This window comes from Wohlfahrtiimonas chitiniclastica DSM 18708 (assembly GCF_000375345.1).
Lineage (GTDB): Bacteria > Pseudomonadota > Gammaproteobacteria > Cardiobacteriales > Wohlfahrtiimonadaceae > Wohlfahrtiimonas > Wohlfahrtiimonas chitiniclastica.
The window spans coordinates 60,244-74,487 of record NZ_AQXD01000002.1; the positions used below are offsets into that span (position 1 = coordinate 60,244).

The following is a 14,244-nucleotide window of genomic DNA, read 5'->3' on the forward strand; positions in this document are numbered from 1 at the left end:
TAGCCATCTCGATAGATGGCTATTTTTTATGTATGTATTTTTAATAATATAAATTACTTACGAATCAAATAACGAATCGTAGGGCCATGTTGCTCAATGGAGAGCACTTCATAGCCATGATTTTTCACATCAATTGGGATGTTATTGATCGATTGTGGGCAATCACTGATCACCTCTAAAATATCCCCATCATTGAGTTGCGGCATTACTTCAAGGGTTGCCACCGCAGGATACGGGCAAGGTTCGCCCACCATATCAAGGCGTAATGTGGGTACGATGTCTTCGATTTTAATAGAATTGTCCATGATTGATCCTTATGAGTTCACAACATTAATGGGGCGCGTAATGGCAGCTTGAGCCGCTTTGGTGCGTCGATTGAAAAAGCGGCGTTCCCACCACAAAATAAGACCAAGGGAAATCATCATCAGCGCATAGTTAAAGATTAAGCCGCCATAAGTGCCCATGGATTTGAGTAGGTCGATTTTATCGAAATCTGCCACCAAATAAGGGGATAAATCATCCCAGTAATAAGCCAAAACAGTGGCGCCAATGATGTTACCTGCGCCCACCCACCAATAATGCACTTGACCTTCAACGGCACGATACATCCAGCCGGTTTCACAGCCGCCCGCTAAAACGATGCCAAAGCCAAAGAGTAAGCCGCCTAAAATTGCGTTTGGCGCTGCCCAATAAATTTTTGGTGCAATGCCTGCTTCAATGAATGCAAATGTGCCGATGGTGCTCACAATCATACCAATGATGATGGCTTTAGCCATGTGTGTGCGCCCTGTGATCCATAAGTCACGAAATGCTGAAGTAAAGCAGATTTGTGCACGTTCGATGAGTAAGCCAAAAGCTGTCCCAAAGATCAATGCGATGCCAAATAATGGTTTGATGAAAAGTAACACAATCCCTGTGATGAATAATGCAGCAAACACGATGGAACCAATGATAAAGCGGCGTTTGACTTGGGCTGGGTTTTGTTTAAGGGGTGCTTGGGCGGTGACTTTTTGCACTTTGAGTGGAATGCGAAAAATGGGGTGCAATGCCACTTTAGCGCCTGCATAGGAGCCGATGGCTGTTGTAATGGCAAAAAACCAAGCATGTAAGGAGAATTGCGGAATGCCAGTAAAAAATGCTGCCAAGTTACAACCCATCGCTAAACGTGCGCCAAAGCCCGCGATGATGCCGCCCACCAATGCTTGGAAAATGCGGATTTTATGGGGGGAGCTGCGATATTTGATATTATTTGCCCAAAGCGCTGCGGCGATACAACCGCCAAACATGCCGATCAATAATAAACCATCGGTGCGATCTAAAGGCGAGCCTTGAAAGCCAATCATTTTAAAGTAGGTCCAATCGCTTGGATCCACGCCAAAGGCTTGCAAAATGTGTCCGCCCCAGCGCGTGAATTCGCCTGTGACAGCCCATAAAGTGCCGGTGATGCCAAAATAATATGTGGCTAAAATCCCAGCCGCTATAACAGCTGCTACGGGATTCCAAAATTGAATCAGATATTTTTGTTTAAAAGTGTGCCATGTGGTCATGTTGAACCCTGTCCTTGTTTTTTGAGGTCGACAAAAGACGGGTGCTAACAATCAACACGCGATCAACGATTAACACCCGAGCCTATCTCTAACCTAGAGATTCTGTGAGTGCGTCACTGCTGTAAGAAAAAGCGTGCGATGTTGATCATGAAATGTATGGTCTCAAATATGCTGAGAAAAGAGCGACATTCTAATGGAAATAAAGCGAATAGAGTAGTAGATTTTTTGAATTATTCCCATACAACCTGTGAAAAAAATTATACACTATACGGCTGTATTAAGGAGGTAACATGCATGCTTTAGAAACGGTCGTGAATGCCGTTAATGGAATTTTGTGGAACAATATTCTGATTTACCTGCTCGTTGGCGTGGGTATCTTTTTCACATTCAGATTAAAATTCATTCAGGTGCGAGGGTTTTTCTCGGGGATGAAGATGTTTTTTTCAGGCGTTTCCTTAAAGGGTGAAAAAGCTGGGAAAAACGGGATGAGCTCATTTCAGGCAGTGGCAACAGCGATTGCTGGTCAAGTGGGTACAGGGAATCTAGCAGGGCCTGCAACCGCAATCATTTTAGGTGGGCCCGGTGCACTTTTTTGGATTTGGGTCTCCTCATTTTTAGGCATGGCCACCATTTATGCAGAAGCCATTTTAGCCATTCATTTCAAAACTAAAGATCGTAATGGACAAGTGGTGGGCGGGCCTGCTTATTATATTGAGCGCGGGCTTGGCATGAAGTGGTTAGCGGTCTTGTTTGCTGTGCTCATCATCATGGCATTAGGCTTAATTGGCAACATGGTGCAAAGTAACTCCATCGTCGAAGCTTTTAGCAACTCATTTAATACGCCAACATGGTTAATGGGCTTAATTTTAGCGAGCGTCACAGGTTTAGTGATCATGGGCGGCATTAAGAACATTGCAGCGGTGGTGGAAAAATTGATTCCATTGATGGCGCTCTTTTATCTCTTGGGCGTTGTGGTGATTTTAACCATCAATTCTGCGTATTTATGGGATGCTTGCCGCGTCATTTTTGTGGCGGCGTTTGATCCTGAAGCTGTGTTAGGTGCAGGCGCGGGGATTGCGATTCAACAAGCGGCGCGTTTTGGTATTGCCCGTGGTTTATTCTCGAATGAAGCAGGGATGGGTTCAACGCCACATGCTCATGCGGTGGCTAAAGATACAGCGCCAGAACAACAAGCCTTTTTAGCGATGATGGGTGTCTTCATTGTGTGTACGATTGTGACATTGACGGGTTTTGTGATCATCACATCTGCGCTCAAAGATTGGGCGGCTCTTGGCAATGTGATTGGGCAGGGCAATTTCTTGTCGATTTATCAAGTGAAGGGCATTGCCGTGACGCAACAAGCCTATCAATCGGTCTTTGGTGCATTTGGCGGCTATTTTGTGAGCATTGCATTACTGTGCTTTGCCTTTTCCACCATTGTGGGTTGGTATTATTATGCCGAGACCAATGTGCGCTATCTCTTTGGCTCTGAAGTGGCGATCCGCATTTTCCAAATGATGGTGGTGGCATGTATTTTCATTGCCGCATTTTTTAAAGTGGATTTGGTGTGGGATATGGCGGATATGTTCAATGGTTTAATGGTATTGCCGAATATTTTAGCGTTGATTTTACTTTCCACCATTGTGGTGAAGATCACAAAAGCCGCACAGAAAAAATAGTGGACAGATGGCCATAAAAAATCCCCGTCATGAGCGGGGATTTTTGTTATTCGCTGCTTTTAAACATCTTTGCGATCGATGCGCTGTAAACCCCAGAACAAATGGTCTGCATCGGTTTTTGAGAATGCTAAAGGTAACACTTCATCTTGTGCTTCGCTCCAGATTTTTTCTGCTAAAGCATCATCACCTTTTGCCAACTCAAAAATGGCTTCAGCGATCTCTAAAGAAGTGGACTCATGTGCTTTTGCCCAGGATTTTAATTCATGAATATCTTTTTTATGTTCGTTCATTGTTATCTCCTTTATTGATGAAAATGTTTATGGTGCATCTTTAATATAGCAAAGCATGATGATAAATAAAACAAAAGCTTGGGGAAACCCAAGCTTTGTTGATGTGCATTAAGAAATCTTCGCACCCGGTTTTAATTCGCTCAATGTGGTCAATAATGCTAAATCGCCATCAATGGATGCTGATAAAATCATGCCTTCACTGACGCCAAAGCGCATTTTGCGTGGCGCTAAGTTTGCCACCACAATCACATATTTGCCCACCAATAAATGGGGTTCACCGTAAGCAGAGCGAATGCCAGAGAAAATATTGCGAGGCTTCTCTTCACCTAAATCCACTGTAAAGGCGAGCAATTTATCCGAGCCTTCCACAAATTCGCAGCTTAAAACTTTCCCTAAGCGCAGATCCACTTTAGAGAAATCATCGATGTTGATGCAGTCTTCAGGCACGATCACGTCAGCTTTTTTCTTCTCTTTTTTCTCAGTTTTTTCTGCTGTCTTTTGTGGCTCAGCGGCTTTGAGGGACGCTTTATTGCGATCCACCAATTGATTGAGCTGCTTGATCTCAACGCGTTTCATCAAGTGTTCATAATTGTTGATGGTGGCATTTTCGAGGTTTTTGCGCGTGGCATCAAACGTAGAAAGATCGCTATTAAGGTAAGCGGCAATGCTTTTCACCGTTTGTGGCAAGATGGGGTACAAATAGATGCTTAATAATCTAAAGGCTTCTAGATAGCTTGTGCACAAGGATTGTAAGCGTGCATGATCGGCTTCATTTTTCGCCAATTCCCAAGGTTTTGTGGTGTCAAAGTGTTCATTGACCAAATCACAACCGCGTGCCACTTCGCGCATGGCAGCCGCAAAGTTACGATCTTCATAATGATTGATGATGTTCGCTTGCATTGTGCGGATCGTTGCCAATAACTCTGTGGTGTCTTCGGCAAAAGTGCTGAGCTGATTGTTGAATAAGTTAGAGACAAAGCGGCTCGTACGAGAAGCGATGTTCACAAATTTACCCACCAAGTCAGAATTGACGCGGCTGACTAAATCTTCTAGGTTTAAATCCAGGTCATCAATCGCGCCTGATGATTTTGCGGCAAAGTAATAGCGCAACCATTCAGGATTCAATTGTTCATCTAAGTAAGAGCGCGCTGTGATGAATGTGCCGCGTGATTTACTCATTTTTGCGCCATTGACGGTGATAAAACCATTGACCGCATATTGTGTGGGCAAGCGATAACCGGAGAAATTGAGCATCGCAGGCCAGAACAATGTATGGAAATACATGATGTCTTTACCAATGAAATGCACCATTTCTGTGCCCGCTTGTTCTGCTGCATCACGCTCGATGAAATCATTTAAAGAAAATTCAGGATGGCGCGAGATGTAGTTAGACAATGAAGCAAAGTAACCAACCGGCGCATCTAACCATACATAGAAGTATTTATTGGGCGCATTTGGAATCGGGAAGCCAAAATAAGGTGCATCGCGAGAGATGTCCCAATCAGAGAGTTTATTGTCTTCATCAGTGCCGAGCCACTCTTTCATTTTGTTGGCAGCTTCAGGTTGTAAGCGATCACTGTTTGCTAAGAAATCACGCAAGAAGGTCACGCAGCGCTCATCCGATAATTTAAAGAAGAAGTGCTCAGAGCCTTTCATCACTGGTGTTTTACCAGACACAACAGAGAATGGATTGATCAATTCAGTTGGATGATACACGCCGCCACAGGCTTCGCAGTTGTCCCCGTATTGATCTTTGGCATGACATTTTGGGCATTCGCCTTTAATGAAGCGATCAGGGAGGAACATCTGTTTCTCTTCATCGAAAAATTGCTGAATTTCACGGGTTTCGATCAAACCTGCATCTTTTAATTTCAAATAGATGTCTTCAACGAGTTGGCGATTTTCTTCGCTGTTTGTGGTGTAATAATTATCAAACTCGATGTGGAAATCCACGAAATCTTCTAAGTGCGCTTTTTGTGCTTTGGCAATGAGCTCTTCAGGTGTGATGCCTAAATTTTGTGCGCGGATCATGATGGGCGTGCCGTGGGCATCATCTGCACAAATGAAATGCACTTCAGAGCCACACATCCGATGGAAACGCGCCCAAATATCACCTTGGATGTAACCTAACAAATGACCTAAGTGTATATCGCCATTGGCATACGGAAGTGCATTGGTAATGAATAACTTGCGTTTCTCTATCGACATGTTGTTTTGCTCTCAATGAAAAATAAAACGAATGAAATAGTGTAGCACTCTACACGACTTATATTAACTTTAATCTTGACAAGGATTCAGTAGCACGATGGCTTGTGCAGCGATGCCTTCTTCACGGCCCACAAAGCCGAGTTTTTCCATCGTGGTGGCTTTCACATTGACATCATCTTCCGGTAAATTTAAAGCTTTGGCAATGTTTGCGGCCATTTTCTCTTTATGGGGCATCAGTTTGGGGCGCTCTGCCATGATGGTGATGTCAATATTGCCAATGCACCAGCCTTTTGCTTGGACTTTTTCGTACGCTTTTTGCAATAAAATCATGCTGTCCGCGCCTTTATAGGCAGGATCTGTATCGGGAAAGAGCATGCCAATGTCACCACATTTTGCCGCGCCTAAAATGGCATCGGTTAATGCATGCAAAACCACATCGCCGTCAGAATGGGCTAAAAATGCTTTGTGATGGGGGATTTTTTCACCCGCTAAAATGACATGATCACCTTCTGTAAAGGCGTGAACATCAAAACCAATGCCTACTCGCATAACGTCCTCTCTGAAAATAAAAATTGCATCAATCGTAAATCGGTCGGATGCGTGATTTTAAAATTATGGGGATAACCTTGATACACAAATGGATGATGCCCAAGCGCTTCCACGGCAGAGGCTTCATCTGTCACTGCTAAATCATGTCTCAACGCATGTTCATAAGCTGCTTTTAAAACACCATAGCGAAACATTTGCGGCGTTTGTGCTAAATGAATGGTGTTCCGATCAATGGTGTGTGTGATTTGGCGAGCATTGACGTGTTTAACGGTATCGACCGCAGGCAATGCCATGATGCCGCCGATGGAATTAGGTTCTGTCATCACTTGATGGATGAAGTGCTGAAGCTCTTTTGGCGTTAAACCTGGGCGCGCTGCATCATGGACAATCACCCAATCATCATTTTGTGCTAAATGCTCAATGGCTTGTAAGCCTAAACGCACCGTATCAGAGCGATTAGGGCCAGCATCATAGCGCAGTAAATCTTTGGGTAAAGTAAGGCGCTTAAAATAACCATCATCGGCAGAAATCCCTACAGCAATCGTATGCTCACCTTGGCTTTTAAGGAGCGATAACGTGGCTGCAAGGACAGATTGCGACTCTGTCAGCATCAAATATTGCTTCGGACGATCCGCTTGCATGCGTGCGCCAACACCACCTGCTGGCACAATAAAAAAGAGACTTGCCATGATTTAGATTAATAATAAAATGGCTATTTTATCCCATTCGGTCATAGAATGTTATGATAAATCTAAAGCATCAAACCCTAACCCTAGAGGAATAATTATGAGTAATGAATATAAACATGTATTAGTGGCCATTGATCACTCTGCCGATTCAGAGAAAATCGTTAAACAAGCGATGGTGGTGGCAGAACGTAACCATGCAAAAATCACATTACTGCATGTGTTAGAAGACATTAACATTGCCCTTGGCTATGAATTGATGCCGATCATCTCTGAGCAAACAGATTCAGAAGTGGTGGCAGAAGCGAAGAAAAATGCTCGTGCTTTAGCCGATCGCTTAGGCATTCCGGATGCCGATACACATGTGGTCTCTGCTTTTTCAACCAAAGAGGGCATCATCAAAACAGCAGAATCCTTGCAAGTTGAATTGGTGGTGGTCGGTGCACACACACGCCAAGGCTTAGCGCTTTTATTAGGCTCAACATCCGGTTCAATCATCAATGATTCACCGTGCGATGTATTGGTGGTGAAAGTCTAATTTCCCCCCTTATAGAAACAATTTATAGTCTCGATTAATGTTTGACAACCTTGTTGTCGAACATTAATATAGGTCATCTTCTTTTGTGTGTTATTTAGGTCATGATGGCAGAGCGTTTCGATACAATTCATGAGTTTTTTACTTATTATTTTAAAGCCCGAACCAATTTAATGAAGATCAACCAACGGTTGATTGAGCCAACAGGGCTGAATTTTCCGTCTTGGCAATTGGTCATTCACATTGCCACGCATGAAAAATATGAAAAACAAGGCATGACAACGGCTGCGTTGGCCGCAGATTTACTCATTACTCGCCAAGCTGTCCAAAAGCACATGAAGTCATTGTTAGATGAAGGTTTAATCTGCATTAAAGAGAATGAGAGCGACAAACGTTCCCCTTATTATTGTTTATCCGATCAAGGCGAGGCATTGTGTCAGCGTGTGCTTGATGAGATCTACGGGGAATGGATGCTCAATTCAATGAAAGATTTCAGCAATGCTGAGATCGAAAATGCCATGAAGATCATGATTCACTTAACCAAGCTTTAGTACTATTAATCGAGACTGTAGATATGATGAGAAAATTGTTGTCCAATCAGAAATGGCTGTTGGTCATGGCGGGCGCATTGGCGCTATCGGCATGTTCTGACGATAAAAGTGCTCAGCAAGCTGCGAGCGTACCGCCTGTGAAAGTGGTGACTTATACCACTCAAGCTCAAGATGTGTTGGTCAAAGCAGAATTGCCGGGGCGCACAAAAGCCTCAAAAATTGCCGAAGTGCGTCCACAAGTGGGCGGCATCATTTTAAATCGTCACTTTGTGGAAGGCTCTTATGTTGAAGAGGGCACAACCCTGTATCAAATTGATCCGGCCATTTACGATGCGGCTTTACAAATTGCCGAAGCAAAATTAGAGCAAGCAAAAGCGAATCAATATGCCGCCGCTGAAAAAGCAAAACGCATCAATGCATTGTCCTCGTCTAAAGCGGTGAGCAAACAAGATGTTGATGATGCCAATGCAGCATTAATCCAAGCAAATGCACAAGTTGCCGCTGCAAAAGCAGAAGTCAATAATGCTGAAATCAGCTTAAATTACACCAAAATGTTGGCGCCGATCAGTGGGCAAATTGGTCGCTCTAACTATACGCAAGGTGCGTTGGTGACGGCAGGTCAAGCAATGGAAATGGCGGTGATTCAGCAAAATGATCCGATGCGTGTGGACATTACCTATTCTGCAAAAGATTTTACCCGCATGCAGAAAAAATTCCGCGATGGCACATTGATCAATCCTGTGCCGGGCGCCATTGATGACAATAATTTTACGGTTCATTTAGTGATGGATGATGGCTCAATCTATCCTCAAGCCGGTATTGTGAAGTTCTCGGATCGAACCGTAGACCCCACAACAGGCTCGATTTTAATTCAAGCGGAATTCCCCAATCCTGATCAATTATTATTGCCCGGCATGTTTGTGCGTTCAATTGTTGATCAAGGCGTTCAAAAAGATGCCATTCAGATTCCACAAAAAGCCATTTACCGTGATCCTAAAGGACAATCGTTTGTGATTGTGGTGGGCGAAGGCAACATTGCTGAGGTGCGTCCTGTGGAAATTGAGCATGCCAATGGCAATAACTGGCTCATTTCTAAAGGTTTAAATGCCGGTGAAAAAGTGGTGGTTGAAGGCATTCAACAAGTGCAAAGTATGATGCGCCGTACGGATAAAGTGCCGCTCAACATTGCCAATGATGCACCGACACAAACTCACTAACAGGGAAGGGAATACATATGGCTCGCTTTTTTATAGATCGACCCATCTTTGCATGGGTGCTTGCGATCTTAACCATGTTCTTAGGGATTTTGTCGCTGCGCTCCTTGCCAGTGGCACAATATCCTGAGATCGCACCGCCTCAAGTCTCCATTGTCGGGATGTATCCTGGGGCTAATGCCACCACGATTGAAAACAGCGTCACGCAGGTGATCGAGCAGAACTTATCGGGTTTAGATGGTTTCCGTTACATGAACTCATCGAGCACGAGCCAAGGGAGCTTTCAGATCACATTGACCTTCAATCAAGGGGTCGATCCTGACATGGCACAGGTTCAGGTGCAAAATAAGATTCAAACGGCTTTATCCACATTGCCAGAGGATGTACAGCGCCAAGGGGTGACGGTACAAAAATCCTCCGGTTCCTTCTTTATGGTGGTGAGTTTCTACTCTAAAGATGGCAAATACAGTAATGCGGACATTGGCGATTTCATCAACACCAACATTAAAGATACCATCAGTCGTATTAATGGGCTTGGGGATATTCAGTTCTTTGGTTCAGGATATGCGATGCGTGTTTGGCTCGATCCTTATTTGCTCAATAAATATGGCATGACACCGATGGATGTGTTATCGGCGATTAAAGAGCAAAATACGCAGGTGGCATTTGGGCAATTAGGGGCAACGCCCACAGTGCCTGGTCAAGAGATTAACTTTACCATCACCGCACAAACACAGCTTGAATCGGTTGGGCAGTTTGAAGACATTCAATTGCGAGTGAATGAAGATGGTAGCCAAGTGCGTTTAGCGGATGTGGCGCGCATTGAACTGGCCGCAGAGTCCACCGCATTTGATGCTAAATATAATAATCAATCGTCAGCGGCGCTTGGTTTAAGTTTAGCCTCTGGTGCGAACGCTTTAGATACGGCGCATGATGTCAAAGACACTTTAAAGCGTTTATCTGTGTTATTGCCAGAAGGCATTGATTACGCATTCCCATATGACACCACACCATTTGTTGAGATCTCCATTCACAATGTTGTCAAAACATTGATTGAAGCGGTGGCTTTGGTGTTTGTGGTGATGTATCTCTTTTTGCGTAACATTCGCGCCACCATCATCCCAACGTTGGCGATTCCTGTGGTGTTGCTCGGCACATTTGCAGTGTTAGATGTGTTTGGTTTTACCCTCAATACACTGACGCTCTTTGCGATGGTGCTCGCCATCGGCTTGCTGGTGGATGATGCGATTGTTGTGGTGGAAAACGTTGAGCGCATTATGGAAGAAGAGGGGTTATCCCCAATTGAAGCAACCCGTAAATCGATGGATCAAATCACCAGTGCATTGGTGGGGATTGCGGTTGTATTGTCGGCGGTATTTGTGCCGATGGCCTTCTTAAGTGGTGCATCGGGCGTAATTTATCGTCAGTTCTCCATCACCATCATTACAGCGATGTCTTTATCTGTGGTGTGTGCGATCATCTTCACATCTGCATTGTGTGCCACGATTTTAAAATCACCACATGACAAAACTGAACCTAAAGGCATTGGCAAACTTTTTGCCGCGGTGGGTCGTGTTGTGGATTGGCCAGTGACGAAGTTTAACAACTGGTTTGATCGCATGAATCAACGTTATCGTGGCGGGGCAACCCATGCGGTGACGCATCCTAAACGTTATTTGGTGGCATTTTTTGCCATGCTTGCGTTGATCTATTATGGTTTCTCTCGTTTACCAACGAGCTTTTTACCCGATGAAGATCAAGGCATTTTGATCGGGATGACCATTGGGCCAGATGGTACAGCGCTTGACATCACAAGCGAGATCTTAGAGCAAATCTCAAATCATGTATTGACGGAAGAGAAAAACTCCATTGATGCCATCATGGCGATTTCCGGGTTTAGTTTTGGTGGTCGCGGTGGTCAGCATGGCTTATTCTTCTTAAAGCTTAAAGATTGGAGTGAGCGTAAGGATCCGGCGCAGAAGTTAGCGGCGATTCAAAAGCGCTTAGCAGAGTATTTGCAAACCATTCCAAGCACTCAAGGTTTCGTCTTTGCACCCCCTGCCATCATTGAGTTAGGCACAGCATCTGGTGTTTCGTTCACATTGCAAAATGTGACGGGATTGCCGCATGAACAGTTCATGGGTGAAGTGATGAAGTTTATGGGCATTGTGGCCACGCAATCGAAAACCATGAATGTACAAACATTGCGCCCAAGTGGTCAGTTTGATGGGCCACAATTGCATGTGGACATTGACCAAGAAAAAGCGCGTGCGTTACAAATCACGGTGGGTGACATTAACAGCTCATTAGCCATTGCATGGGGGAGTTTGTATGTGAATGACTTTGTGGATCGTGGTCGCATTAAGAAAGTATTATTGCAAGGGGATGCAGAGTATCGCATGCAGCCAGAAGACTTTGATAAATGGTATGTGCGCAATAAAGTGGGTCAAATGGTGCCATTTAGCGCCTTTGCCAGCACTCGTTGGACACAAGGTTCGCCTCAATTGAATCGTTTTGATGGTTATTCTGCCTTCCCATTTTCCATTGAAGCAAAACATGGTTTCAGTACGGGTGAGGTGATGAATGAGATCGAAGCCTTCACGCAGCAATATTTAGATGGCGTACAAGTGCAATGGACAGACACATCCTATGAAGAGCGCAAAACAGGGAACATGCAGATTTATCTCTACATCATCTCCATTTTCGTAATCTTCCTAAGCTTGGCTGCATTGTATGAATCTTGGTCGATTCCATTTGCGGTGATCTTCACATTACCAGTGGGTGTCATTGGCGCGGTTGCGGCTGCAAACTTGGTGGACATTCAAAATGACGTCTATTTCCAAGTGGGCTTATTGACGGTGCTGGGCTTGACCTCGAAAAATGCCATCTTGATCATTGAGTTTGCCAAAGATTTGCTCTTACAAGGCAAAAACATTGTGGAAGCAACAGTGGAAGCGGCGCATCTTCGTTTGCGTCCGATCATCATGACGTCTCTTGCCTTTGGTTTTGGTGTATTGCCAATGGCACTCAGCAATGGTGCAGGTTCTGGTGCACAGAACGTTGTGGGTCGTACCGTGATTGGCGGGATGATCGGCGGGACATTATTGGTGCTCTTTTATGCGCCGGTCTTCTTCTCTTTAATCGGCAAGCGCTTTGGTCAAAAAGAGCATGCCATTTATGAGAAAAACCATGAGGATGCAGCGCACAAATAAGCCGTGGAGCCTTTAAAGACAGAGCCGCCTTCGGGCGGCTTTTTTATCTTTGCACTTCATTGAATATTTTGATTTTCCATCACGTTTCTTGTATAACATGTAGTCGTTTTGTACATGAATAATAACGATAAATCATCAAGGAGAAGCAATGCAGGATCAATATACGGTCTCTTTTACCGGTCAAGTGATTCCGGGATTTGACATTGACATCGTCAAGCGAGATGTTCAGCAAAAACTTAAAGTGCCAGCGGAGCAAATCCCTGCATTTTTTTCAGGCAAAACCATTCCATTGAAAAAGCATCTCTCGATGAATGATGCATTGACGCTCAAAAATCGTTTAGAGAATTTGGGGCTCATGATGGAGATGAGCTCTGAATCCATGATGAACCTCTCTTTTGATGTGCCAGAACCGCCGCCAAAGCTTGAGCCTTCACCGGTGACGACAGAAAAAGATCCCTATGATTATCAGCGCATCGAGCGCATGCAGGCAGAGATTGAGCGTAAACAGAGCCTAGCGCCACAGCGCATTGATCGTTATGAAGATGGGCAAGATGCGGTGCCAGAGTTCTTTTCTTTATCCTTTGATGGCCGTTATGGCCGCTTAAACTTCATCAATGCATGGGTGATTTTTTATGGCGTATTGATGCTCGCAATGGTGGTGAGCATGCTCTTTTTACCAACGTTATTCATCTTAGTTTTGCTTGTGCTGACGATGATTGCCTCAATTCGCATCATGGTGTTGCGTTTGCACGACATTAATTTAAGCGGTTGGTGGGTGATTTTTTATTTTATTCCAGCGCTCAATGTCGCATTTTTACTCTTTGTGATGCTGATGCCAGGCTCAAGTGAAGAAAACGAGTATGGCAGACCCGTACCACAAGGACCGTGGTACGGTGTGCTGATTTTATTGGTGCTCTTGCTGTTAGGCGGCTTGTTCAACGAACCGTTGCGCCAAGCTGCTGAGCGACAATCGACGACGCAAACGCGTTATTATCGTTAATCGTAGATGTTAAATGCCCATGGATCATTGTAGAAAAAGCCATTGTCCCAATCCCAAGCATTTTCAGCATCCCACGCTTGCATGCGCGCAATTTCTAATTGATTTTGCTCTTTGTAGCTTGTCCACGCCATCTTATAACAGGCTTGGAACACAGGGTTATTCACTTGTTTGACATAAGCTTTTTCAAAGGCTTTTTTCTCAGCCTCTGGCAAGTTTTGTGCTGCGGGCAATTGTGCCATTAACTCTGCGGTTTTTGGATTACATTGCTGCGCTAAACTTACTTGTGTGTCTAATAACTGTTTTTGTTGGGCAGCTTTTTCCGCAGGCGTTGTGGCGCAGGCAGATAAAATGGCACCGGCGATCAATAGAGAAGAAAATTTTAGTATTTTCATAGGTATCCTCGTTATTATCAATGGTTAATGATGGCTCAATCACTATAATCTAATTGTGACAAAATGCCAAAAAAAATCCCTTAGCATGCTAAGGGATCGATGTTTACAGTGCCCACACAACGCGCGGTTCAGCTTTTAACAGTGAGTAGACTTCATCAATCTCCTCTTGCTTTGTCACCCACACATTGACGGATAAAGATAAATATTTATCCGATGAGCTTAATTTGCGTGTGATTTTAGAGTCATCAATCGTCGGATCAACTTTTTTAAGTAAGGCAATAATGTCTGACTCAAAGTTTGGCTCATTTTTACCCGTAATTTTGAATAAAAAGTGCGTTGGAAAATCCACCAACGGTTGTTTGGTTTCAGGATTGATCATCA

Annotated in this window: 14 protein-coding genes; 6 read left to right on the forward strand and 8 right to left on the reverse strand. The window is 44.3% G+C overall.

Translation table 11 applies throughout. From position 1 onward, the window contains the following. Nucleotides 1-53 precede the first annotated feature (53 nt). Together yedF and yedE are read right to left on the reverse strand one after the other, a co-directional pair. Nucleotides 54-287: a sulfurtransferase-like selenium metabolism protein YedF gene (gene yedF / locus B143_RS0104770; protein ID WP_026165709.1), complete on the reverse strand. Its 234-nt coding sequence runs from the start codon at nt 285-287 to the stop codon at nt 54-56. A 27-nt stretch (nt 288-314) separates the two neighbouring features. Next, nucleotides 315-1,547, reverse strand: coding sequence for a selenium metabolism membrane protein YedE/FdhT (yedE, locus tag B143_RS0104775; protein WP_018122413.1), 1,233 nt, complete (start codon nt 1,545-1,547; stop codon nt 315-317). A gap of 290 nt (nt 1,548-1,837) precedes the next feature. On the opposite strand from yedE, the gene B143_RS0104780 reads away from it, so the two are divergent. Beyond that, the gene (locus B143_RS0104780) at nt 1,838-3,226 is read left to right on the forward strand and encodes an alanine/glycine:cation symporter family protein (RefSeq protein ID WP_018122414.1); all 1,389 of its coding nucleotides are present in this window, start codon (nt 1,838-1,840) and stop codon (nt 3,224-3,226) included. A gap of 59 nt (nt 3,227-3,285) precedes the next feature. Here B143_RS0104780 and B143_RS0104785 read toward each other — a convergent pair whose 3' ends face one another. The 4 genes from B143_RS0104785 to B143_RS0104800 all read right to left on the reverse strand — a co-directional run bounded on the left by B143_RS0104785 (nt 3,286) and on the right by B143_RS0104800 (nt 6,962). Then, on the reverse strand, nt 3,286-3,516 hold the full coding sequence (locus B143_RS0104785; protein ID WP_008316180.1) for a YccJ family protein: 231 nt from the start codon (nt 3,514-3,516) through the stop codon (nt 3,286-3,288). 108 nt (nt 3,517-3,624) lie between these two features. Beyond that, nucleotides 3,625-5,724 carry a methionine--tRNA ligase gene (gene metG, locus B143_RS0104790; protein ID WP_018122415.1) on the reverse strand — a complete coding sequence of 700 codons (2,100 nt, stop codon included), beginning with the start codon at nt 5,722-5,724 and terminating at the stop codon, nt 3,625-3,627. Between the two features lie 69 nt (nt 5,725-5,793). Continuing rightward, nucleotides 5,794-6,273 carry a 2-C-methyl-D-erythritol 2,4-cyclodiphosphate synthase gene (ispF, locus tag B143_RS0104795; RefSeq protein WP_008316182.1) on the reverse strand — a complete coding sequence of 160 codons (480 nt, stop codon included), beginning with the start codon at nt 6,271-6,273 and terminating at the stop codon, nt 5,794-5,796. Continuing rightward, on the reverse strand, nt 6,264-6,962 hold the full coding sequence (locus B143_RS0104800; protein WP_018122416.1) for an IspD/TarI family cytidylyltransferase: 699 nt from the start codon (nt 6,960-6,962) through the stop codon (nt 6,264-6,266). The genes ispF and B143_RS0104800 overlap by 10 nt, the downstream gene beginning before the upstream one ends. A 97-nt stretch (nt 6,963-7,059) precedes the next feature. Between B143_RS0104800 and B143_RS0104805 the strand changes: the two genes are divergently transcribed. The 5 genes from B143_RS0104805 (at nt 7,060) to B143_RS0104825 (ending at nt 13,471) form a co-directional block, all read left to right on the forward strand. Beyond that, a complete protein-coding gene (locus tag B143_RS0104805) occupies nt 7,060-7,497 on the forward strand; it encodes a universal stress protein (RefSeq protein ID WP_008316184.1) in 438 nt (145 codons plus the stop codon). 104 nt (nt 7,498-7,601) lie between these two features. Next, complete coding sequence (locus B143_RS0104810) at nt 7,602-8,045, forward strand: MarR family winged helix-turn-helix transcriptional regulator (protein ID WP_018122417.1); 444 nt, start codon at nt 7,602-7,604, stop codon at nt 8,043-8,045. A gap of 23 nt (nt 8,046-8,068) precedes the next feature. Next, nucleotides 8,069-9,262 (forward strand): efflux RND transporter periplasmic adaptor subunit, encoded by a 1,194-nt coding sequence (locus B143_RS0104815; protein ID WP_008316186.1) that lies wholly within the window; start codon nt 8,069-8,071, stop codon nt 9,260-9,262. Nucleotides 9,263-9,279: 17 nt separating this feature from the next. Next, nucleotides 9,280-12,471: an efflux RND transporter permease subunit gene (locus tag B143_RS0104820; RefSeq protein ID WP_018122418.1), complete on the forward strand. Its 3,192-nt coding sequence runs from the start codon at nt 9,280-9,282 to the stop codon at nt 12,469-12,471. Nucleotides 12,472-12,619: 148 nt separating this feature from the next. Next, nucleotides 12,620-13,471 (forward strand): DUF805 domain-containing protein, encoded by an 852-nt coding sequence (locus tag B143_RS0104825; protein ID WP_018122419.1) that lies wholly within the window; start codon nt 12,620-12,622, stop codon nt 13,469-13,471. On the opposite strand, the gene B143_RS0104830 is transcribed toward B143_RS0104825, so the two are convergent. Together B143_RS0104830 and B143_RS0104835 are read right to left on the reverse strand one after the other, a co-directional pair. Further along, nucleotides 13,468-13,863, reverse strand: coding sequence for a hypothetical protein (locus B143_RS0104830; RefSeq protein WP_026165711.1), 396 nt, complete (start codon nt 13,861-13,863; stop codon nt 13,468-13,470). The two genes, B143_RS0104825 and B143_RS0104830, sit on opposite strands and share 4 nt — an antisense overlap. 103 nt (nt 13,864-13,966) lie before the next feature. Next, nucleotides 13,967-14,242, reverse strand: coding sequence for a DUF493 domain-containing protein (locus B143_RS0104835; protein ID WP_008316193.1), 276 nt, complete (start codon nt 14,240-14,242; stop codon nt 13,967-13,969). Nucleotides 14,243-14,244: the final 2 nt, after the last annotated feature.

What these genes read in the sequence shown, in the direction of transcription:
- yedE (WP_018122413.1), bottom strand. Translation starts at nt 1,547, where the DNA reads ATGACCACATGGCACACTTTTAAACAAAAATATCTGATTCAATTTTGG.
- B143_RS0104835 (WP_008316193.1), bottom strand. Translation starts at nt 14,242, where the DNA reads ATGATCAATCCTGAAACCAAACAACCGTTGGTGGATTTTCCAACGCAC.
- ispF (WP_008316182.1), bottom strand. Translation starts at nt 6,273, where the DNA reads ATGCGAGTAGGCATTGGTTTTGATGTTCACGCCTTTACAGAAGGTGAT.
- metG (WP_018122415.1), bottom strand. Translation starts at nt 5,724, where the DNA reads ATGTCGATAGAGAAACGCAAGTTATTCATTACCAATGCACTTCCGTAT.
- B143_RS0104780 (WP_018122414.1), top strand. Translation starts at nt 1,838, where the DNA reads ATGCATGCTTTAGAAACGGTCGTGAATGCCGTTAATGGAATTTTGTGG.
- B143_RS0104810 (WP_018122417.1), top strand. Translation starts at nt 7,602, where the DNA reads ATGGCAGAGCGTTTCGATACAATTCATGAGTTTTTTACTTATTATTTT.
- B143_RS0104815 (WP_008316186.1), top strand. Translation starts at nt 8,069, where the DNA reads ATGATGAGAAAATTGTTGTCCAATCAGAAATGGCTGTTGGTCATGGCG.
- B143_RS0104805 (WP_008316184.1), top strand. Translation starts at nt 7,060, where the DNA reads ATGAGTAATGAATATAAACATGTATTAGTGGCCATTGATCACTCTGCC.
- B143_RS0104800 (WP_018122416.1), bottom strand. Translation starts at nt 6,962, where the DNA reads ATGGCAAGTCTCTTTTTTATTGTGCCAGCAGGTGGTGTTGGCGCACGC.
- B143_RS0104825 (WP_018122419.1), top strand. Translation starts at nt 12,620, where the DNA reads ATGCAGGATCAATATACGGTCTCTTTTACCGGTCAAGTGATTCCGGGA.
- B143_RS0104820 (WP_018122418.1), top strand. Translation starts at nt 9,280, where the DNA reads ATGGCTCGCTTTTTTATAGATCGACCCATCTTTGCATGGGTGCTTGCG.
- B143_RS0104830 (WP_026165711.1), bottom strand. Translation starts at nt 13,863, where the DNA reads ATGAAAATACTAAAATTTTCTTCTCTATTGATCGCCGGTGCCATTTTA.
- B143_RS0104785 (WP_008316180.1), bottom strand. Translation starts at nt 3,516, where the DNA reads ATGAACGAACATAAAAAAGATATTCATGAATTAAAATCCTGGGCAAAA.